The sequence below is a fragment of the Cupriavidus oxalaticus genome (assembly GCF_016894385.1).
Taxonomy (GTDB): Bacteria; Pseudomonadota; Gammaproteobacteria; order Burkholderiales; family Burkholderiaceae; genus Cupriavidus; species Cupriavidus oxalaticus.
Genome location: NZ_CP069811.1, coordinates 886517 through 905197 on the forward strand (window position 1 = coordinate 886517; position 18681 = coordinate 905197).

The following is an 18681-nucleotide window of genomic DNA, read 5'->3' on the forward strand; positions in this document are numbered from 1 at the left end:
GGAGCAAGACTGATGACGCAATCCAACCTGCCCGATTTGCCCGACCTGCCGCTGACCGGCCTGCGCGTGATCGATTTCTCGCGCGTGCTGGCCGGCCCCTATTGCACCGCGCTGCTCGGCGACCTCGGCGCCGAGGTGATCAAGGTCGAGCCGCCCGGCGGCGACGACTATCGCGCGGTGGGTCCCTTCGCCGGCGGCAAGAGCGGCCTGTTCTGCGCGATGAACCGCAACAAGCAGAGCATCGTGATCGACCTGAAGACGGAGGACGGCCTGGCTGTCGCCCGCGCGCTGTGCCGCGGTGCCGACGTGGTGGTGGAAAACTTCCGCCCCGGCGTGGCCGACAAGCTTGGCATCGGCTACGCCGCGCTGCGCGAACTGAACCCCTCGCTGGTCTATGCCAGCGTGTCGGGCTTCGGCCAGACCGGCCCGGAATCGCACCGCCCGGCCTACGACATCATCCTGCAGGCGATGTGCGGGCTGATGGACGCCACCGGCGCGCCCGACGGCGCGCCGACCATGCTTGGCGAAGCCGTGTCCGATGCGGTCAGCGGCCTGTTCGCCTCGTGGGGCGTGCTGGCCGCGCTGCTGGCGCGCGAGAAGACAGGGCGCGGCACGCATGTCGATGTGTCGATGTTCGATGCCACGCTCAGCCTCAGCGCCACGCTGGTCGCGCGCTACGCGGCCACCGGGCTGGCGCCGCGGCGCGTGGGCAACCGCCACCCGTCGTCGGCGCCGTTTGGCGCCTACCGCGCCGCGGATGGCTTCTACGTGGTCGCGGTGCTGAACAACAAGCTGTTCCAGGCGCTTGCCGACGCCATCGGCCGGCCCGCGATGGCGCACGACCCGCGCTTTGCCGATGACGAGACGCGCTGCCGCTTCGAGTCCGACCTGCGCGCCATGCTGGAAAACTGGTCGGCCACGCGCACGGTGGCGGAGGTGAACGCAGCGCTCGGCGCCGCCGGCATCCCGGTCGCACCGATCCGCAATGTCAAGGAAGCGCTGGAAAGCGAGCACGCGGCGCATCGCCGCCTGCTGACCGAGGTGCCCGACACGGACGGCGGCACCGTGCGCCTGCCGTCGCAGCCGGTCAAGTTCTCCGCGTACGGCACCAACCGCGTGACGCCCGCGCCGGCACTGGGCCAGCACACCGGGGCCATCCTGGCCGCGCCCGATTTCAGTAATTTCAATAAGGAGAAGCAACATGCATAAGCGCATGGGCGTCGAAGCGGAAGACCTGGAGATCGCCGACGCGATCGGCCGCTTCGCGCAGAGCGAACTGGCCCCGCACGCTGCCGAAGTGGATCGCGCCGAAACCTCCACCACGCGCTACGTGCCGCAGCTTGCCGAGCTTGGCCTGATGGGCATGAACCTGCCGGAGCGCTGGGGCGGCGCCGGGACCTCGCCGGTCGCGCTGATCCTGTCCCTGGCCGAAGTCGCCAAGGCTTGCGCTTCGACCTCGTCGATGATCGGCGCGCACTACCTGGCCACCGACTCCATCCTGATCGGTGGCGACGACAGCCTGCGCGAACGCTACCTGCCTGATGCCGCCGCCGGCCGCAAGCTGGGCGCGTTCGCGCTGACCGAGCCGCGCGCCGGTTCCAACCCCGCCGACATGGCCACGCGCGCGACGCCGGAAGGCGACGGCTACCGCCTGCGCGGCGTCAAGCATTTCATCTCCAACGCCAATGCAGCCGACTTTATCGTCGTCTACGCCAAGACCGATCCCGCGGCCGGCACGCGCGGCATCAGCGCCTTCGTGGTGGATCGGCACAGCGCCGGCGTGGACGTCGCGCCCGCCGAGAAGCTGATGGGCATCCGCGGCGCGCCGGCGCACGAGGTCGCGCTGGACTGCTTCGTTCCCGCGGCCAACCGGCTTGGACCGGAAGGCAGCGGCTTCCGCACCGCGATGAAGGTGCTCGACAACAGCCGCCTCGACGTGGCCGCCACCAGCCTCGGCATCAGCGAGGCGGCGCTGGCGTGCGCGGTCGACTGGGCCAGGCAGCGCCAGGTCGGCGGCGAGCCGCTGGCGCGCAAGCAGGGCCTGCAGTGGCTGTTCGCGGACATGCGCACGCGGCTGGAAGCCTCCTGGCTGCTGACGCTGCAGGCCGCGGTGCGGCGCCGCGACGGCGAGCCTTTCACCGAACATGCGTCGATGGCCAAGCTCTATGCCTCGGAGACGGTCGCGTTCGTCACCGATACCGCCTTGCAGATCCACGGCGGCTACGGCTTCACACGCGAGATGCCGCTGGAACGGCTGGTGCGCGATGCGCGCATCCTGCGCATCTACGAAGGTTCGTCGGAGATCCAGCGCACGGTGATTGCGCGCGCTGTGCTGGCATAGGGCGTGCGCCGCAAGACGCCCCGGCTGCATCCGGCGATCTCGCCCATTCAGGAAAACGACAAGGGCGCCGCCGCCCGCCGCTGGCTATAGTCTGCGAGGGCCGGGGCTTGCCAGCGCGCCGATTGCGCAACTTATGCGCAATCGGCATGAATGCATGCGCACCCCGAATCAATCCGAAAGACCGGAACGGCAGGGCGGCGGGCGGCCCTGCAAGGGGGAGGCATGGATGTCGAACTGCAGCGCGCCATATTGAACAACATCCCGGACCAGGCCTGGCTGAAGGACGCCGGCTCGCGCTACGTGCTGGTCAATGACGCGTTCATGGCCGCATGCGGACGGACCGAGGCCGAGATCGTGGGCAGCACGCCGGACCAGGTCTGGTCGGCGGAATGGGGCCAGGTCTACCTCGATACCGACAAGGCGGTGGTCGACAGCGGCGTACGCCGCCGCTACGAAGAAAGCCGGCATGGCAAGGACGGCAGCGTGCGCTGGTTCGACACCATCAAGATGCCGATCCACAACCCTGGCGGCGAGGTCATCGGCACGGTGGGGATCTCGCGCGATATCACCGACCGCAAGCGCTCCGAGCAGGAACTGCTGGCCTCGCGCGCGCAGCTGCGCGAGCTGTCCGCGCACCTGCAATCGGTGCGCGAGGCGGAACGCACCCGTATCTCGCGCGAGCTGCACGATGAGCTGGGGCAGTCGCTGACGGCGCTGCGCCTGGGGCTCAGTTACATCGAGGCGCAGCAGGGCCCGGCTGCCGACGACGCTTACCGCAAGCACGTGCAGATGCTCAAGGAGATCGCCGATTCGACGGTGGAAGCCGTGCAGCGCATTGCCGCGGACCTGCGCCCGCCCGTTCTGGACGAACTGGGGCTGGCCTCGGCGATCGACTGGCTGGTCGAGTCATTGTCGGAGCGCAGCGGCATCGCCTGCGAAAAGGCGCTCCAGCCGGTGGCGGACCTCGGTGCGGAAGTCAGCACCGCGGTCTTCCGGATCGCCCAGGAAGCGCTGACCAATGCCTGCCGCCACGGCCAGGCCGGTCGCGTGCGCGTCGAGCTGGGCGAGGCGGGCGGCATCGTGCGGCTGGTGGTTGCTGATAACGGCTGCGGCATCGATACCTCCGTGACCGGGCGCCGGCGCAGCCTGGGTTTGCTCGGCATGCGCGAGCGCGCGCTGATGCTGGGCGGCAAGCTGGTGGTGTCCAGCGGCAAGGGCCACGGCACGCGGATCGAGGCGCTGATTCCGCGCGATGCCGGTGTTGCCGGTGTTGCCGATGTTGTCGGGATGGCGGGGGGAGATGCCAGATGATCCGCATCCTGCTGGCCGACGACCACACCATCATCCGCGACGGGCTCAAGAAGATCCTGTCCACCGTGCCGGACATGCAGGTGGTGGCAGAGGCCGCCGACGGCAATGAACTGCTCGCGCTGCTGCGCGCCGGCCTGCCGGACGTGCTGCTGCTCGACATGTCGATGCCGGGCCGCAGCGGCATCGTGCTGATCCAGCAACTGCAGGCCAGCTATCCCGCGCTGCCCGTGCTGGTGCTGAGCATGTACCGCGAGTCGCAGTACGCGGTGCAGGCGATCCGCGCCGGCGCGGCCGGATATCTCAGCAAGAATGTCGAATCGGACCAGCTGATCGGCGCGATCCGGAAGGTGGCGCGCGGCGGCACCGCGGTGTCGGCCGCGATCGCCGACAAGCTGATCGGGCAGGCGCGCCAGCCGCTGGCGGCCTTGCCGCATGCGCGGCTGACCGCGCGCGAGCTGCAGGTGTTCCAGATGCTGGCCGAAGGGCAGGGCATCAATGAGATTGCATCGGCGTTGTCGCTCAGCGGCAAGACGGTCAGCACCCACAAGGCCAACATCCTGGCCAAGCTGGAACTCTCCTCGACCGCGGGGCTGGTGCACTACGCCATCCGGCACGGGCTGCTGGCGGAAGCGGGAGAACTCGGGGAGGCGAGCCACACCCCATAGCATGGTGCGGCGCAGCTAGGCCGATCCTTAGGTCGAATTCAGCCGATCCTGATGCAGCCGGCGCGCGCCGGCACCTACGCTTCAGGTCACGGGGCAGCGGCTCCGGCAGAACGACAAGACCTGAGGAGACACGCCATGCAGCTGGACCTGCTGATCCGGGATGCGTGCGTCCGCGACGACGCGCCCCTGACCGATATCGCCATCCGCGACGGGCGCATTGCCGCCATCGAACCCGGCATCGACGCGCCGGCGCACGAAGTGATCGAAGCCGGCGGCCGCGCCGCCATCCCGGGGCTGGTGGAACCGCACCTGCACCTGGACAAGGCGCTGCTGCATCGCCGGCTGCCCGCCCGGCTGGGCACGCTCGACGAGGCCATCCGCGTCACCGGCATCCTGAAAAGCAAGCAGCAGCGGCACGACGTGCTGGACCGCTCGCGCCAGGTGCTGGACATGGCGGTCCGGCATGGCACCGTCGCGATCCGCGCCCATCCCGACGTCGACCTGATCCAGGGGCTGGTCGGGGTGGAGACGCTGCTGGAACTCAAGGCCGAGTACGAGGACCTGCTCGACCTGCAGATCGTGGCCTTCCCGCAGGAGGGCATCCTGAAGTCGCAGGGCACGCGCGAGCTGATGATCGCGGCCATGGACATGGGTGCGGACGTGGTCGGCGGCTGCCCGTACAACGAGCTGAACTGGGCCGACACCATGCGCCATATCGACATGGTGTTCGAGCTGGCGCAGCGCTATGACGCGCCGGTCGACATGCATGCCGACTTTGCCGACGACACCGCCGACCAGCGCTTTGCCGCGGTGGACTACATCGCCCGGAAGACCATCGAATGCGGCTACCAGGGCCGCGTCTCGCTGGGCCATGTGACCAGCCTGGGCGCGCTCGACACGGCCCAGCTGGAGCCGCTGGTGGCGCAACTGCGCGAGGCCGGCATCAGCATCGTCACCCTGCCGGCGACCGACCTGTACCTGGGCGGGCGCAAGGACGCGCAGAACCAGCGCCGCGGGCTCACGCCGGTGAAGGCGCTGCATCAGGGCGGAGTCAACGTGGCGTATTCGTCCAACAACATCCGCAATGCCTTCACGCCGTTCGGCAAGGCCGACATGCTGCAGATCGGCAACATGCTCGCGCACGTGGCCCAGTTCGGCGTGCCGGAGCACCAGCTCGCGGTGCTCGGCATGGGCACGCACAACGCCGCGCGTGCGATCGGGCTGCACGACAGCTATGGCCTGGAAGTGGGCCGGCAGGCCGATATCGTGATCCTCGACACGTTCAAGGTGGCGGACGCGCTGATCGACATTCCGCCGCGCCTGTGGGTGGTCAAGCGCGGGCGGATCACGGTGGTGACGCAGCACCGCTGCGACATCCGCCGGCACCGTTGCTGCGCGCACTGAACCGCCCCAACCTCAAGGAGAGCATCATGAAGAAGCTGCCCGCCGAAGTCGTGGCCTCGCTGCTGGCCATCACCACCGTTCCCATTGCCGCGCATGCCTCGCACCTGCCGCCGTGGGCCATCTTTATCAGCTGGGCCGCGACCTTTGCCATGGGCGGGCCCACGCCGGAGAACCTGAAGAAGATCTGGCCGACCTTGCCGGTGGGGTCGCTGTTCGCGTTCGTGATCGTGCTGTGCTTCCGGCAGGCCGCCGAGCAGTTCTCGGGGCCGGCGCTGATCGCGGCGGAGATGGTGATCCTGTTCATGCTCAACGCCGGCATGATGTTCCTGGCGCGCGTCTTCTACACGCTGCGCTTCATTCCCGGCATGTTCTTCGGCTTTGCCTCGTACTTCGCCACGCTGTTCGGCGGTTTCGGGCCCACGCCGGGCGATCCCGTCGCCGCGCTCGGCGCCGTGGTCGCCATGAATGCCATGGGACCGGCCTATGCCTGGATCAAGGCGCGCTACTCGGCGCCGGAAAGCCTGGTCGAGCGGTCATGGCAGGCGCACAAGCGCGAAGCCTGAGCCGCCATCACATCGTCATCATCATCGCGGCTGTGCGCGCGGCGACAGCGCGGCGCAGCCGCTTCCGGGGAATGAGCATGGAACATACGATTGAAGTCGATCCCTGCGGCGGCACTTCGCGCAGGGCTTTCCTGGCCGGTTCGGCCGCGCTGGCGGGCAGCACGATCCTCGCGCCGGCTCGCGCAGAGGCAGCGCAGGATGCCGCGCCCGCCGCGCGAACGGGCCTGGCGCATTCGGATGCGGGCATGGTCACCAGCCCGCACGGGCTCGCCAGCCAGGCAGGGCTGGAAGTGCTGAAGGCCGGCGGCAATGCGATCGAGGCCGCGATTGCGATCGGCGCGGTGCTGAGCGTGACCTACCCGCATTTCACCGGGCTGGGCGGCGATGCCTTCCTGGTGATCAGCGACCGCGACGGCAATGTGCGCTCGTTCTCCGGGATCGGGCAGGCCGCTGCCGAAGCGCCGGGCTACAGCGGCAGCATCCCGCTGCGCGGGCCGGGCGCTGCGCTGACCGCGGCCGCGACGGTCGCGATCTGGGACCGCGCCTTTGCCTTCAGCAAGAGCCTGTGGGGCGGTACCCAGTCCTGGTCGACGCTGCTGGCGCGCGCCACCGAGTACGCCGCCAACGGCTTCCCGGTCACGCCATCGCAGTGCTTCTGGCAGGAGTTCCGCGCCGCGGACCTGCCGGCATGGAGCGGTTTCGGCCGCGTGTTTGCCCCCGAGGGGCGCATGCCGAAGCCGGGCGAAATGTTCCGCCAGCCGCAGCTGGCGCGCACGCTGGACCGGCTGGCGACGCAGGGCGGGCGGGAGTTCTATGAGGGCGACCTCGCCGGCCGGCTTGCGGCAGGGCTGGCGCAGGCCGGCTCGCCATTGCGCGCGAGCGACCTGGCGCGCTGCCAGGCACGCGAGGAAGTGCCGTTGCGCGTGGCCTACCGTGGCGGCGAACTGCTGGGCCTGCGTCCGCCCACGCAGGGCGTGACGACGCTGGAGATCATGGGGATCCTCGACCGCTTCGACCTGTCGGGCGTGCCCGAGGGCAGTGCCGATTACTACCACCTGCTGGTTGAAGCCGTGAAGCTCGCGTTCCTCGATCGCAATCGCTACGTTGCCGATCCCGACTTTGTCGACGTGCCGGTGGCTCGGCTGCTGTCGCGCCCGCATCTGGATGCGCAGGCACAACGCATCCGCATGGCCCGTGCCATGCCGTGGCCGCATGTCTACCAGCACGGCGATACGGTGTATATCGGCGCGGCCGACCGCGAGGGCCGCTGCGTCAGCATGCTGCAGACGGTGTATTTCGACTGGGGCAGCGGCGTGGTGGTGGGCGACACGGGCGTGCTCTGGCATAACCGCGGCGCGTCGTTCAGCCTCGATCCCGCCAGCCCCAACGTGCTGCAGGGCGGCAAGCGGCCCTTCCATACGCTGAACCCGGGCATCTACCTGAAGAACGGCCGCCCGCGGCTGCTGTACGGTACGCAGGGCGCCGACGGGCAGCCGCAGACGCTGGCGGCGGTGCTGACGCGGATGATCGACTACGGCATGGATCCGCTGGCCGCGCTCGGGCGGCCGCGCTTCCTGCTGGGCAAGACCTTCTCCGACAGCCGCGACAGCCTCAAGCTGGAGCAGGACGCCGGCAGGCAGGTGTTCAGTGAACTGGCGGCGCGCGGCCACCAGCTGAGCCCGATCCCGGCGCAGAGCCAGCTGGCCGGGCATCCGGGCGCGATCCGGATCGGTCCGAAAGGGCAGCTTGCCGGCGCGCACGATCCGCGCAGCGACGGCCGCGCGCTGGGGCTGTAGCCGGCGCGGTGCTAGCCGCGTCCGCGCAACGGCTTGAGCAGGTGCGACAGCCCGTTGTGGTCGAGCTCGTGCATCAGCGCCAGCAGCCCGCCAATCTCCCCTGGCGGGAAGCCTTCGCGGGCGAACCAGTTCAGGTAGTTGCCCGGCAGGTCGGCGATCACCGTGCCCTTGTGCTTGCCATAGGGCATGGTGACGCTGACGAGCCGCTTCAGTGCATCGGAATCGAACGGAGTCATGGTGGCGTCAAATCGGCAGGGCGCTACGCTACCACAGCTTGCGCCCGCCGTTGACGCGCGGGGGGCTGGCGTCAGGCGCCGTCGAGGAACGCGCTGCGCTGGCCCAGGCGGGTGCCGAGCGCATCCGGGGCCAGGCTCATGCTGGCGGGGTCGACGGCGCTGGCAGGCGCGCTCGCCTGCATCGGATCGACCGGGGCGGGCGCCATGCCCGGCTGTGCGGACTGGCCTGCCGGGGCGTACGGGCTGGCTGCGCCCGGGGCCTGCGCGACCTGGGCGGACGGCGCGGCGCCCGGCATGGCTTGCATCGGCTGCGCGGACGGGGTGACCGGCATCGGCTGGGTGGCTTGCATCGGTTGCGTGGCTTGCATCGGCTGGGCCGGTTGAAGGGGCTGGGCCTGCTGTGCGAACAGCGGGTAGGACGCGACCATCGCGCCAGCCATCAACAGGGATTTCGCCAGATGTTGCTTCATGCGTGTACCTCCAAAATAGCCTTCAGGCATGGGAAAGGCCACTTTAGCGCCGAGACGCCTGACATTCTGTTTGTTTTTGCAACGGTGATTTACCAGCCTTGCCAAGCGCGCATGAGCCGGTTATTTGCGCGCGCGGTGCCAGCGCCACGGCCGCCTTGATCCGGGTCAAGGCTCGGTCGGTCTTGCGGCCTAGACTGGATGCAAACTGCAAACAAGACCGAAGCGAGGGCATCATGGCCTACGACAGCATCCTGGTTCACCTGGACGGCAATCCACAGTCCTCCCGCCGCCTGCACCTTGCCGGCCGCCTCGCCAGCACCGCCGGTTGCCCGCTGATCGGCCTGCTGGCCGGGCGCGTGCCCGACCCCGGCTGGTCCTACCGCATGGACAATGCCCAGCGCTGCCTGGCCGAAGACCAGGAGCGCCGCCGGCTGCAGCGCGAAAACATGCATTGCGCCTTCGAGGCCGCCACCCGCGAACTGGGGATCGTGGCCGAGTGGCGTGCGGTCGATCATGACCCCGTCTCGCTGGCGCTGCGCGAAGCGCGCGAGGCCGCGCTGATCGTGTCCGGCCAGTACGATGGCGACAACGTCGAAGGCCCGGTTGCCAGGCAACTGCTGGAAGCGCTGCTGCTGGAATCCGGCCGGCCCGCGCTGGTGGTCCCGTGCGCCGGCGAGTTCAGCACCATCGGCACACGCGTGCTGCTGGCCTGGAATGGCAGCCGCGAGGCCGCGCGCGCCCTGCACGACGCGCTGCCGCTGCTGGCTGGCGCGCAAGTCCGCATACTCGGCGCCCATACCGCCGCCAAGGAGTTGCGCGCGGATGCCACGCCGGTCAGCCACGCGGTGCGGGTGCTGGAGCGGCAGGGCGCCTCGGTCGAGGTCGAGCACGGCCCCGGCGGCGCCGACCTGACCATCGGCGAGCTGATCCTGTCGCGCGCCGCCGACTTTGGCGCCGACCTGATCGTGATGGGCGCCTACGGCCATGGCCGGCTGCGCGAACTGGTCCTTGGCGGCGTGACCCGCGTGCTGCTGCAGTCGATGACGGTGCCGGTCTTGTTCTCGCACTGAACACCGCACGCCGGGCGCAATGGCGTGCGCTACTTCAGTTGCGCGGCAAATTCCTCGAGTTGCGTGATGCAGGTATTCCAGCCCTCGTGGAAGCCCAGTTCTTCATGCTGCTTGCGCGTGGCTTCGTCCGGATGCATCACGCGCGCGGTGTAGCGCGTGCCGTCGCCCTCGTCTGCCATGGTGATGACCGCGGTCATCGACAGCCACGGCTTGGCCGGGCGATAACCCGCCACCAGCGCCGAGGTGGAGACGATGCGCTCCATCGGCACCACTTCCAGGAAGCAGCCGGGATTGTCGCTGGTGCCGCCGTCGGGGCCTTGCATGAAGGTATGGAAGGCGCCGCCCGGGCGCATGTCGAAGGCGCGCACCTCGGTGGTCCAGGGCTTGGGGCACCACCATTGCCTGAGCAGCTCCGGGTCGCTCCACGCGCGCCAGACCTTGGCGCGCGGGGCCTTGAGCAGGCGCGAGATGACCAGGTCCTGGGTGGCGTCAGGGCTTGTGTTGGGGCTTGCGTTGTTTCCGTTCGGCATCAGACAGTTCCTCCTGGTGAAGCGCTTCGACAAAGGCGGCGAGGCGGTCGGTGCGGGCCTCCCAAAGCGCGTGTTGATCGGCGATCCATTGCTGCGCCTCGGACAGCGGCTGCGGCACCAGCTCGCAGGTGCGCACGCGCCCCGTCTTGCGCGAGCGGATCAGGCCGCTGCGCTCCAGCACCTGCAGGTGCTTGAGGAACGAGGGCAGTGCCATCGCGAACGGGGCTGCCAGGGCCGAGACCGTTTCCGGACCGCGTCCGAGCATGGTGACGACGGCGCGCCGGGTGGGATCGGCCAGCGCATAGAAGACGTCGGACAGCTCGGGAACGGCAGGAAGCGCGGCGTAATGGTTAGCCATGTGGCTAACTATAGGGGCGATGTCGCGTCTGGCAAGGAAAAAATGCAAACGCCCCGGCGATAGCCGGGGCGCGGGTTGCCGGGTGAAAAGTTATTGTTGGCGCACGTATGCCGCCAACGCGCGCACTTCTTCCGGCTTCAGGCTGGCAAACGGCGGCATCGGCACCGCGCCCCACTTGCCGCTGCTGCCGCCGCGGATGCTGGTTTCGAGCTTCGCCTGGGCCTGCGCATCGTTCTTGTAGCGCACGGCGACCTCATGGTAGGCCGGCCCGACCACCTTCTGCGTGACGCTGTGGCAGCTCAGGCAGGCATTCTTTGCCAGCAGTCCCTGCACGTCGACGCTGGTCGTGGCGGGGCTGGGCGCGGCCGGCTTGCCGGCCTTCTGGGCGATTGCCACGATCTCGGGATCCTTCGCTTTGGCCGAGCCATAGGCCACGGCCAGGTAGGCGCCGAGCTGCTCGACCTCGCCATCGTCGATCGGCGCGCCGTAGGCCTGCTGCATCTTCCTCATCTCGGCCGTCCACTGCGCCAGGCTCAGGCCGGGCGGCTGGTAGGAGACGTAGTCGGCCGAATGGCAGATCGCGCATTTCTGCATGGCGATGCCGTAGCCCGGCAGCTTGGCGGGTTTGAGCTTGACGTTTTCCGCCGGCAGCCTGATGTCCTGCGGCGCGGCGCCGGCATGGCCGGCACCGAGCAAGGCGAGCGCCAGCAGCGCGGGGGCGATGGTTGCTTTCATGGCGCGTTCCTCAGGCGATGGTGACCGGCGTGGCTTCGATGGCATTGCGGCGGTAGCCGGCGGGATTCCAGCTGGCCTTGGCCGGCTGGGTCTCGCCCTTGTTGCTGGTCGCGCGCACCATCAGCACCGCGGGGCCCTGGCGGTCGAACTTCACCGGCAATCGCCAGGCACGGAACGAGAAGCGGCCCAGGTCTTCGCCGAGCGTTGCGGCCTGCCAGTTCCGTCCGCCATCGACGGAAACCTCGACCGCGCGGATGCCGGAGCCGCCGTCAAAGGCGATGCCCTTCAGCGCCACGGTGCGGCCGGCCGGCAGCCTGCCGCCGCTTTCGACGCTGGTGATGAAGCTGCGCACGGCCAGCGTGGAGATCGGCCGCGTCCTGGCCGCCGGCGTGCCGGGAGCCACGCACTGGCAATCGTTGTCCGGCACGCGGTAGCCCTTGGTCATGAAGAACGCGTCATGGCCCTCGAACGGGTGGTCAAGGACTTCGATCTCGGACAGGTGCTTGATCCAGTAGGTGCCGAAATACCCCGGCACCACCAGCTTGAGCGGATAGCCGTTGAGCAGCGGCAGGTCTTCACCGTTCATGCCCCAGGCCAGCAGCGGCTCGCCGTTCATTGCGTGCGCGATATCGAGCGACTTGCGGAAATCCGGCGTGCTCGGCAGCACCGGCGTATCCATGCCGTTGAAGGTCACCACCCTGGCGCCGGCCTTGATGCCCGCATGCTCCAGCACCTTGCGCAGCGGCACGCCGGTCCAGCGCGCATTGCCCATCGCGCCGTTGGCCAGCTGCGCGCCGAACACGCGCGGCTCGGCAAAGCCGCGGCTGTTGCCCGAGCACTGGTTCACCGCGACCACCTCGACCGGGCCGGCCAGCTTCTTGAGTTCGTCCAGCGACAGCCGCAACGGCTTGTTGACATGGCCGCTCACGCTCAGCCGGTACGTGTTCAGGTCCACCGACAGCGGGATATTGGCCAGGTGGTAGCGCACGAAGAAGGCGTCGTTGGCCGTGATCGGTCCTTCGTTGAACGTGGAGAAGGGGGTTTCCAGGTGCGGCGGGCGGGTGCTGACGCGCACCAGCGGGCGCTTGCCCGGATAGCGGACCAGCGGGCGCGGGCCATCGGCGAGCGTGACGCCGTCGGTTGCCTTCGCCGCGAGGGCGCCGAGCGGGGAGGCGGCCAGCGCCAGCCCGCCAGCATGGCGCACGAAGCGGCGGCGGGCGGGAGCGGGCTGGTGTGCGCCGGCAAGTTCGGCGGGCTTGTTCTTGTCTCGCATGGGCTGTCTCCTTGGCGCTCGTGGGGCGTGCGCGATGCGTTGTGGCGCTCACTTTGCGCCCGGCAGCCTTAGCTTGTGAAACGGGTTTTCCCGCTAGCAACTATCGATTGAATCGATATAGGGGAAACACCGCCGTGGCTGCCTCCAGAAACCGCTTGCCTCGCGGATTCGCTTTCCCTACACTTACCAAAACGTTTTTGTTAGCGGAATCCATTCCATCCGAGGCTAACTGCGCACAGACGCAGCGGCTGGCCGCCGGCCACCGCACAACGCCCGGCACACCAAACGAGGAGCCTATTCATGTCCCACGCCGCCCCCGCGCCGGTGGACGAACTGCTGCCATGGCGGCGCCTGTTCGTCTTCGGCCTCCAGCATGTCCTGGTCATGGCCGCGTCGCCGATCGCGTCCGTGTTCCTGATGAGCAAGGCGCTCAACTTCCCGCCGGCGCTGGCGGTGCAGCTGCTCAGCGCCACCTTCGTGATCTGCGGACTGGGCACGCTGCTGCAGTCGCTCGGCAAGCGCGGCATCGGCGCCAGGCTGCCGTTCGTGATGCTGCCCGGCGGCGCGCCGATCGTGCTGTTCATCCTGATCGCGCAGCAGACCGACGTGCAGACCGCCGCCGGCGCGGTGATCCTGACCGGCGTCTTCTACTTCTGCGTGCTGCCGGTGTTCCGGCGCTGCCTGCGCTATTTCCCGCCGGTGGTGGTGGGGACGATGCTGCTGCTGGTGGCGATCAACCTGGCGCAGGTCTCGGGCCGGCTGGTCGCGGGCCACCCCGCCGCGGGCACCGCGGTCGATCCGCTGAACCTGCTGCTCGCGTTCGTCACCATCGCCTGCACGGTCGCCGCTTCGCGGCTGCTGACGGGCATGCTCGCGCAGCTGGCGATCCTGCTGGGATTGCTGGGTGGCGCGCTGGTCGCGGTGCTGACCGGTGCCTTCCAGGTCGGCCATGTGTCGATGACGCCGGTCATCGCGCTGCCCACGCCGTTCCCGTTCGGCATGCCGACCTTCGACGTGGTCGCCGCGATCCCGCTGATGGTGTTCGCGGTGATCTCGATGGTGGAGGCCACCGGCCAGACGCTGGCGATCAGCGACGCGGTCGGCAAGCCGGTGGACCAGCAGCGCGACGTGCCGCGCACCATCCGTGCGGATGCGCTGACCTCGCTGGTGGGCGGGATGTTCGGCACCTCGCTGATCATCACCAGCGGCGAGAACATCGGCATCGTACGCGCCACCGGCGTGCGCTCCCGCTTCGTCACCGCGGTGTCGGGCGCGATCCTGGTGGTGTTCGGCCTGCTGGTGCCGGTGTCGTCGCTGATCAGCGCGATCCCCGAGGCGGTGGTGGGCGGCACCGGGCTGGTGGTGTTCTGCATCGTCGGCACCATGGGCATCGACATGCTGCGCAAGGTCGACCTGCGCCATCACGCCAACATGTATGTCGTCGCGGTGGCGCTGGCCGTGGGCCTGCTGCCGATCCTGGTGCCCGGCATCTACGGCGGGCTGCCGGCCAACCTGCGCATCCTGGTCGGCAACGGCGTGGCCATGGGCGCCATCACCGCCGCGCTGCTCAACTTCCTGTTTTTCCACACGGGCTCGCGTGCCGCGGCGCCGGCCCCGGCGGTCGGCGACGATGCCGCCGCCACGCACTGATCCCGATTCCTGAATTGCAATGACTCGACACGATGCAACCCTGCCGGCCTGGCCCGGCGAAAATACTCCGGCCCTGCAGCCGGACCTGTTCAGGCAACCGCGCATCCTGCTGCCGGAATGGACGCTGCTGCGCCAGGGCGCGGTGCGCGGGCATGCCGTGGTAGTGGAAGATGGCTGTTTCACGGTCGTGGGCAGCGCCGATGAGGTGAAGGCGCGCTTCCCCGAACTGGAAACCCTGCCGCTGCCGCGCATGCTGCTGATGCCGGGCATGATCGACACGCACCACCACCTGACCCAGTCGTTCGGCAAGTCGCTGGTCTTCGGCGAGCCGTCCGAGATCTTCCGCCGCGTCTGGGTGCCGCTGGAAGGCAGCCTGACGGCGGAGCACCTGTACCTGTCGTCCAAGCTGGCCGCGCTGGAAGCGCTGCGCGGCGGTTTCACCACCGTGGTCGATGCCGGCACGCGCAGCGATGCCGGGCTGGATGCGATCGCGCGCGCGGTCACCGATGCCGGCGTGCGCTGCGTGCTGGGCCTGATCTGCAACGACAGGCCGGGTGCCGAAACGCTCGACGCCGCGCCGATCCTGCGCCGCGCCGCCGCGCACCTGGACAAGTACGCCGGCGACCCGTTGGTGGCGCCATCGCTGGCCATCTCGATCCCCGAGGTCGCCTCCGACGCGATGCTGCACCACGTCTACCAGCTCTGCGCCGAATCCGGCCGCATCTTCCAGACCCACGCCAACGAGCACCTGGTGGCAGTCGAGCGCTCGCTCAACGCGTGCGGGCGCCGGCCCATCGAACACCTGGCGGCGGTCGGCGCGCTGGGCCCGGCGGCGCTGCTGGCGCATGCCACGCTGGTGACGCCGCACGAGATCCGCCTGCTCGCCGATACCGGCGCGGCAGTGGCCTACAACCCCGTGGCCAGCGCCTGGAAGGGCAACGCGGTAGCGCCCGCCGAAACCATGGCGACCTTCGGCGTGCGCCTGGGCCTCGGCACCGACGGCACCCGCAGCGACGCTTTCCGCCTGCTCGACTACGCCGAGGCGGCGCAACGCTTTGCCTTCGGCATCGGCGTGGGCGATTCGTCGTGCGGCGCCGGCTGGCGCTGGGTCGACATGGCCACGCATGATGCCGCCGAGGTCGCGGGACTGGGCGCGCTGACCGGCGAGATTGCGACCGGCAAGCGCGCCGACTTCCTGCTGGTCGACCTGGACGTGCCCGAGCTGGCGCCGTCGTGGGACCTGACCTGGGAACTGGTGCGGCTGGCCAACCGCGACCAGATCCGCGCGGTCTTTGTCGATGGCAGCCTGCGCCTGTGGCAAGGCTGGCCGACCGACTGGGATGCACGCGCGCTGATGCAGGCCATCCATGCGATGGCCGCGGACACGGTCGCCAACGCCCCGATCCGCAAGCTGCACGAAGCGGCCGACGTGCACCGCGCGCGCCATGCCTGCGGCAGCGCAACCAGCGAGGCAGCGTGACGATGGACATGACGTGGTTCAGTGTCGGCGTGGCGGTCTTTACCGGCGCGCTGATCCAGGGCGCGACCGGCATGGGCTTCGCGCTGATCGTGGTGCCGGTGCTGGCGCTGGCCGCGCCGGCGATGCTGCCCGGGGCATTGCTGCTGGCGATGCTGCCGCTCAACGCCTACGTGGCCTGGCGCGAGCGCCATGCCATCGACCTGCGCGGCGCGGGCTGGATCAGCGCCGGGCGGCTGGCCGGCACCTTCGGCGGGCTGTGGGTGCTGGTGGCGATGCCGATGGCGTGGCTCAACGCGCTGGTCGGCGGCAGCACCATCGCCGCCGCGCTGGCGTCGCTGCTGGCACCGGCCTTTACGCCGGGGCGCCTGACGTTTGCCTCGACCGGACTGATCACCGGCGTCACCGAGACCGCCACCGGCGTCGGCGGCCCGCCGCTGGCATTGGCTTACCAGCACGCTCCCGTGGCAACGCTGCGCGCGACCGTGGCGCTGTGCTTCCTGGTCGGCGAAGTGATTTCGCTGGTGGTGCTGGCGCTGAACGGCAAGCTCGGCATGGAGCAGGTGTTCTATGCCGCTGGCCTGCTGCCGGTGCTGGGCGTCGGCATGGTCGCCAGCCACCTGGTGCACCGGCGCATCAACCAACGGATGCTGCGCATCGGCGTGCTGGTGTTCGCGCTGGTGTCCGGCGCGGTGGTGCTCCTGCGCGGCTAAGCGGCTAGGCGGCTGGCGTCGACGAGGCCCGCACCACCAGTTCCGGAGCGGGCCCGGCAATCACCGTGCGGCTGCGGTCGCCGGACAGGTGGGCAAACAACAGCTCCACCGCCAGCGATGCCACCCCCTCCAGGTGTAGGTTGACCGCGGTGATCGGCGGCTGCGCGCCGCGGGCGCGGATGCCGTCGTAGCGCGTGACCACCAGCACGTCGTCGGGCACGCGTTTGCCCATCGACTGCAGGTGGGCCATCGCGCCCACCGCGAACGCATCCACCGGCGCGCACAGCGCATCGAGCTGCGGCATCTGCGCCAGCAGCTGCGCGCAGGCATCGGCCCCGCCGGCCTCGCCGCGCTCCTCGGGCGCCTTGGCGATATGGCAGGGCAGGCCGGCCGCCTGCGTGAACTCGCGATAGGCGCGCTCGGTTTCCACGTACGACTGCCGCGGCGCGGCGCCGATCATCAGGCCGATATGGCGGCGGCCGTGGCCGTGCAGGTGTTCCAGCAGCAGGCGGGCGGTCTCGGCCGATTGCAGGTCCACGCAAGGCACCGGCGTCTCGGTCAGCGGCTCGCGCCCGATCGACACGATGCTGACGCCGCGCTCGCGCAGCCGCGCGATATGCGGGTCGCCGGCAATCGGCTCGATCACGATGGCGCCATCGATATCGAGCGTATCGAGCAATCCGCCCGCGCCTTCCAGCGGCGGCACCAGCACCACGCCGAGCCCGCGCCCCATCGCCGCTTCCGCCGCGATCGCCGCCACCTCCATCATGAAACCCAGCCGCGAGGTCCCGCCCGCCACCGCGAACGGCATCGACGACAGCAGCGCGATGCAGTTGGCGCGGCCCGACTGCAGCCGCTGCGCGCGCACGCTGGGCCGGTAGCCCAGCTCCGCCGCGATGCGCTTGACGCGCGCGCGCGTGGCCGGGTCCAGCACGCCGCGGTCGTTCAGCGCGTGCGAGACCGTGGTCAGCGACACGCCGGCGGCGCGGGCGACGTCGTGGATGGTGAGGCGGCGGGGGCGGTCTGGCGTGGAATCGGTCATGCCGGGTTTGAGCGAAGGGTCAGGGCGGAGCATACATCAGCGGTGATGGGCAGGTCAGCGGCCAGCCGGCACTATCCAAACCTCTCCGCATAAAGCGCAACCAGCCAGTCGACGAACACGCGCACCCGCGGAGACAGCTGCCTGTGATGCGGATATAGTGCCGACACCGGCAGGTCCGGGCTGAGCCAGTCGCTCAGGACCTCGACCAGCCGCCCCTCGCGCAAGGCGTCGTCGACGTGAAAACGCGGCACCTGGATCAGCCCGCAGCCGCGCAAGGCGGCCATGACATAGTTCTCGGCATCGTTGACGGACATCCACCCGGCCAGTGAAAACGACTGGAGTTGCCCATTGACGTGCAGCTCCAGCGGATAGCTGGCCGCGCCGCTGCGCGAGAAGAATTTCACGACTTCGTGCCGGGACAGCTGGTCGGGATGCTGCGGGACGCCAAACGCTTCCAGGTAGGCCGGACTGGCGCACACGACCTGCGGCATCAGCGCCAGGCGCCGCACAACCAGTGAAGAGTCACGCGGCGTGCCCGCGCGGATGACGCAATCCACGCCCTCCCGTACCAGGTCCACCAGGCGGTCGCCGCCGGACACCACCAGGTCGATGCGCGGATAGCGCGCGCGGAATTCGTCGATGCGCGGCAGCACGATCTTCGTGGCGTGGGTACCGTGCATGTCGACACGCAAGACCCCACGCGGATTCGCCGCCACGTGCTGCAGGGACGACTCGGCGTCGTCGAGTTCAGCCAGCAGGTGGACGCAGCGCTGGTAGAACGCCTGGCCATCGAGCGTCGGCCTCACCTGCCGCGTGGTGCGTTCGAGCAGCCGCACCCCGAGCCGCGTTTCCAGCGCCTTGATGGCATGGGTGGCGGTGGCGCGCGGGATGTCGAGCGCCGCCGCGGCGTGGCTGAAACTGCCCAATTCGACGATGCGGGTGAACAGTTGCAGGGAATCGAAGCGGTCCACGGGAAGGCAGCTATTGTTGAGGCTGGTTGAATTGATATGGCGATTCTGCACCATTTATCTAGCCGGAGCGAACAAC

Annotated in this window: 19 protein-coding genes; 11 read left to right on the forward strand and 8 right to left on the reverse strand. The window is 69.3% G+C overall.

Annotated features, from left to right (window positions below):
• Positions 1-12: 12 nt before the first annotated feature.
• The 7 genes from JTE92_RS03945 (at position 13) to ggt (ending at position 8080) form a co-directional block, all read left to right on the forward strand.
• The gene (locus JTE92_RS03945) at positions 13-1209 is read left to right on the forward strand and encodes a CaiB/BaiF CoA transferase family protein (protein ID WP_063240736.1); all 1197 of its coding nucleotides are present in this window, start codon (positions 13-15) and stop codon (positions 1207-1209) included.
• On the forward strand, positions 1202-2341 hold the full coding sequence (locus JTE92_RS03950; protein ID WP_063240737.1) for an acyl-CoA dehydrogenase family protein: 1140 nt from the start codon (positions 1202-1204) through the stop codon (positions 2339-2341). Before JTE92_RS03945 ends, JTE92_RS03950 begins: the two co-directional genes overlap by 8 nt.
• Before the next feature lie 222 nt (positions 2342-2563).
• Positions 2564-3652 (forward strand): PAS domain-containing sensor histidine kinase, encoded by a 1089-nt coding sequence (locus tag JTE92_RS03955; protein WP_063240738.1) that lies wholly within the window; start codon positions 2564-2566, stop codon positions 3650-3652.
• Entirely contained in the window at positions 3649-4317 is a 669-nt protein-coding gene (locus tag JTE92_RS03960; RefSeq protein ID WP_063240739.1) for a response regulator, read from the forward strand. The genes JTE92_RS03955 and JTE92_RS03960 overlap by 4 nt, the downstream gene beginning before the upstream one ends.
• A 135-nt stretch (positions 4318-4452) precedes the next feature.
• On the forward strand, positions 4453-5721 hold the full coding sequence (locus tag JTE92_RS03965; protein WP_084254748.1) for an amidohydrolase family protein: 1269 nt from the start codon (positions 4453-4455) through the stop codon (positions 5719-5721).
• A 26-nt stretch (positions 5722-5747) separates the two neighbouring features.
• A complete protein-coding gene (locus JTE92_RS03970) occupies positions 5748-6284 on the forward strand; it encodes a DUF1097 domain-containing protein (protein ID WP_063240835.1) in 537 nt (178 codons plus the stop codon).
• 77 nt (positions 6285-6361) lie between these two features.
• On the forward strand, positions 6362-8080 hold the full coding sequence (gene ggt / locus JTE92_RS03975; RefSeq protein ID WP_063240836.1) for a gamma-glutamyltransferase: 1719 nt from the start codon (positions 6362-6364) through the stop codon (positions 8078-8080).
• Positions 8081-8091: 11 nt separating this feature from the next.
• Here the strand turns inward: ggt and JTE92_RS03980 are convergent, their stop codons facing one another.
• Positions 8092-8316, reverse strand: coding sequence for a DUF3820 family protein (locus JTE92_RS03980; protein ID WP_063240740.1), 225 nt, complete (start codon positions 8314-8316; stop codon positions 8092-8094).
• 71 nt (positions 8317-8387) lie between these two features.
• A complete protein-coding gene (locus JTE92_RS03985; protein ID WP_063240741.1) occupies positions 8388-8786 on the reverse strand; it encodes a hypothetical protein in 399 nt (132 codons plus the stop codon).
• 233 nt (positions 8787-9019) lie between these two features.
• Between JTE92_RS03985 and JTE92_RS03990 the strand changes: the two genes are divergently transcribed.
• Positions 9020-9856, forward strand: coding sequence for a universal stress protein (locus tag JTE92_RS03990; protein WP_063240742.1), 837 nt, complete (start codon positions 9020-9022; stop codon positions 9854-9856).
• A gap of 29 nt (positions 9857-9885) precedes the next feature.
• On the opposite strand, the gene JTE92_RS03995 is transcribed toward JTE92_RS03990, so the two are convergent.
• The 4 genes from JTE92_RS03995 to sorA all read right to left on the reverse strand — a co-directional run bounded on the left by JTE92_RS03995 (position 9886) and on the right by sorA (position 12752).
• Positions 9886-10386, reverse strand: coding sequence for an SRPBCC family protein (locus JTE92_RS03995; protein WP_063240743.1), 501 nt, complete (start codon positions 10384-10386; stop codon positions 9886-9888).
• Positions 10346-10744: an ArsR/SmtB family transcription factor gene (locus JTE92_RS04000; RefSeq protein ID WP_063240744.1), complete on the reverse strand. Its 399-nt coding sequence runs from the start codon at positions 10742-10744 to the stop codon at positions 10346-10348. Before JTE92_RS04000 ends, JTE92_RS03995 begins: the two co-directional genes overlap by 41 nt.
• Before the next feature lie 90 nt (positions 10745-10834).
• Positions 10835-11479, reverse strand: coding sequence for a c-type cytochrome (locus tag JTE92_RS04005; protein ID WP_063240745.1), 645 nt, complete (start codon positions 11477-11479; stop codon positions 10835-10837).
• 10 nt (positions 11480-11489) lie between these two features.
• Entirely contained in the window at positions 11490-12752 is a 1263-nt protein-coding gene (gene sorA, locus JTE92_RS04010; RefSeq protein WP_063240746.1) for a SorA family sulfite dehydrogenase catalytic subunit, read from the reverse strand.
• Positions 12753-13052: 300 nt separating this feature from the next.
• On the opposite strand from sorA, the gene JTE92_RS04015 reads away from it, so the two are divergent.
• Genes JTE92_RS04015 through JTE92_RS04025 form a run of 3 tightly spaced genes read left to right on the forward strand, consistent with a single transcriptional unit; the run spans position 13053 to position 16592 of the window.
• Entirely contained in the window at positions 13053-14402 is a 1350-nt protein-coding gene (locus tag JTE92_RS04015; RefSeq protein ID WP_063240747.1) for a uracil-xanthine permease family protein, read from the forward strand.
• Positions 14403-14421: 19 nt separating this feature from the next.
• A complete protein-coding gene (locus JTE92_RS04020) occupies positions 14422-15882 on the forward strand; it encodes an amidohydrolase family protein (protein ID WP_063240748.1) in 1461 nt (486 codons plus the stop codon).
• A 2-nt stretch (positions 15883-15884) separates the two neighbouring features.
• A complete protein-coding gene (locus tag JTE92_RS04025; RefSeq protein ID WP_063240749.1) occupies positions 15885-16592 on the forward strand; it encodes a sulfite exporter TauE/SafE family protein in 708 nt (235 codons plus the stop codon).
• A 4-nt stretch (positions 16593-16596) separates the two neighbouring features.
• Here the strand turns inward: JTE92_RS04025 and JTE92_RS04030 are convergent, their stop codons facing one another.
• Both JTE92_RS04030 and JTE92_RS04035 read right to left on the reverse strand, forming a co-directional pair.
• Positions 16597-17634 (reverse strand): LacI family DNA-binding transcriptional regulator, encoded by a 1038-nt coding sequence (locus JTE92_RS04030; protein ID WP_063240750.1) that lies wholly within the window; start codon positions 17632-17634, stop codon positions 16597-16599.
• A 71-nt stretch (positions 17635-17705) separates the two neighbouring features.
• Entirely contained in the window at positions 17706-18605 is a 900-nt protein-coding gene (locus JTE92_RS04035; protein ID WP_063240837.1) for a LysR family transcriptional regulator, read from the reverse strand.
• Positions 18606-18681 lie beyond the last annotated feature (76 nt).

Excerpts from the sequence above, each read along its gene's own strand:
- JTE92_RS03945 (WP_063240736.1), top strand. The coding sequence starts at position 13 with ATGACGCAATCCAACCTGCCCGATTTGCCCGACCTGCCGCTGACCGGC.
- JTE92_RS03950 (WP_063240737.1), top strand. The coding sequence starts at position 1,202 with ATGCATAAGCGCATGGGCGTCGAAGCGGAAGACCTGGAGATCGCCGAC.
- JTE92_RS03955 (WP_063240738.1), top strand. The coding sequence starts at position 2,564 with ATGGATGTCGAACTGCAGCGCGCCATATTGAACAACATCCCGGACCAG.
- JTE92_RS03960 (WP_063240739.1), top strand. The coding sequence starts at position 3,649 with ATGATCCGCATCCTGCTGGCCGACGACCACACCATCATCCGCGACGGG.
- JTE92_RS03965 (WP_084254748.1), top strand. The coding sequence starts at position 4,453 with ATGCAGCTGGACCTGCTGATCCGGGATGCGTGCGTCCGCGACGACGCG.
- JTE92_RS03970 (WP_063240835.1), top strand. The coding sequence starts at position 5,748 with ATGAAGAAGCTGCCCGCCGAAGTCGTGGCCTCGCTGCTGGCCATCACC.
- ggt (WP_063240836.1), top strand. The coding sequence starts at position 6,362 with ATGGAACATACGATTGAAGTCGATCCCTGCGGCGGCACTTCGCGCAGG.
- JTE92_RS03980 (WP_063240740.1), bottom strand. The coding sequence starts at position 8,316 with ATGACTCCGTTCGATTCCGATGCACTGAAGCGGCTCGTCAGCGTCACC.
- JTE92_RS03985 (WP_063240741.1), bottom strand. The coding sequence starts at position 8,786 with ATGAAGCAACATCTGGCGAAATCCCTGTTGATGGCTGGCGCGATGGTC.
- JTE92_RS03990 (WP_063240742.1), top strand. The coding sequence starts at position 9,020 with ATGGCCTACGACAGCATCCTGGTTCACCTGGACGGCAATCCACAGTCC.
- JTE92_RS03995 (WP_063240743.1), bottom strand. The coding sequence starts at position 10,386 with ATGCCGAACGGAAACAACGCAAGCCCCAACACAAGCCCTGACGCCACC.
- JTE92_RS04000 (WP_063240744.1), bottom strand. The coding sequence starts at position 10,744 with ATGGCTAACCATTACGCCGCGCTTCCTGCCGTTCCCGAGCTGTCCGAC.
- JTE92_RS04005 (WP_063240745.1), bottom strand. The coding sequence starts at position 11,479 with ATGAAAGCAACCATCGCCCCCGCGCTGCTGGCGCTCGCCTTGCTCGGT.
- sorA (WP_063240746.1), bottom strand. The coding sequence starts at position 12,752 with ATGCGAGACAAGAACAAGCCCGCCGAACTTGCCGGCGCACACCAGCCC.
- JTE92_RS04015 (WP_063240747.1), top strand. The coding sequence starts at position 13,053 with ATGTCCCACGCCGCCCCCGCGCCGGTGGACGAACTGCTGCCATGGCGG.
- JTE92_RS04020 (WP_063240748.1), top strand. The coding sequence starts at position 14,422 with ATGACTCGACACGATGCAACCCTGCCGGCCTGGCCCGGCGAAAATACT.
- JTE92_RS04025 (WP_063240749.1), top strand. The coding sequence starts at position 15,885 with ATGGACATGACGTGGTTCAGTGTCGGCGTGGCGGTCTTTACCGGCGCG.
- JTE92_RS04030 (WP_063240750.1), bottom strand. The coding sequence starts at position 17,634 with ATGACCGATTCCACGCCAGACCGCCCCCGCCGCCTCACCATCCACGAC.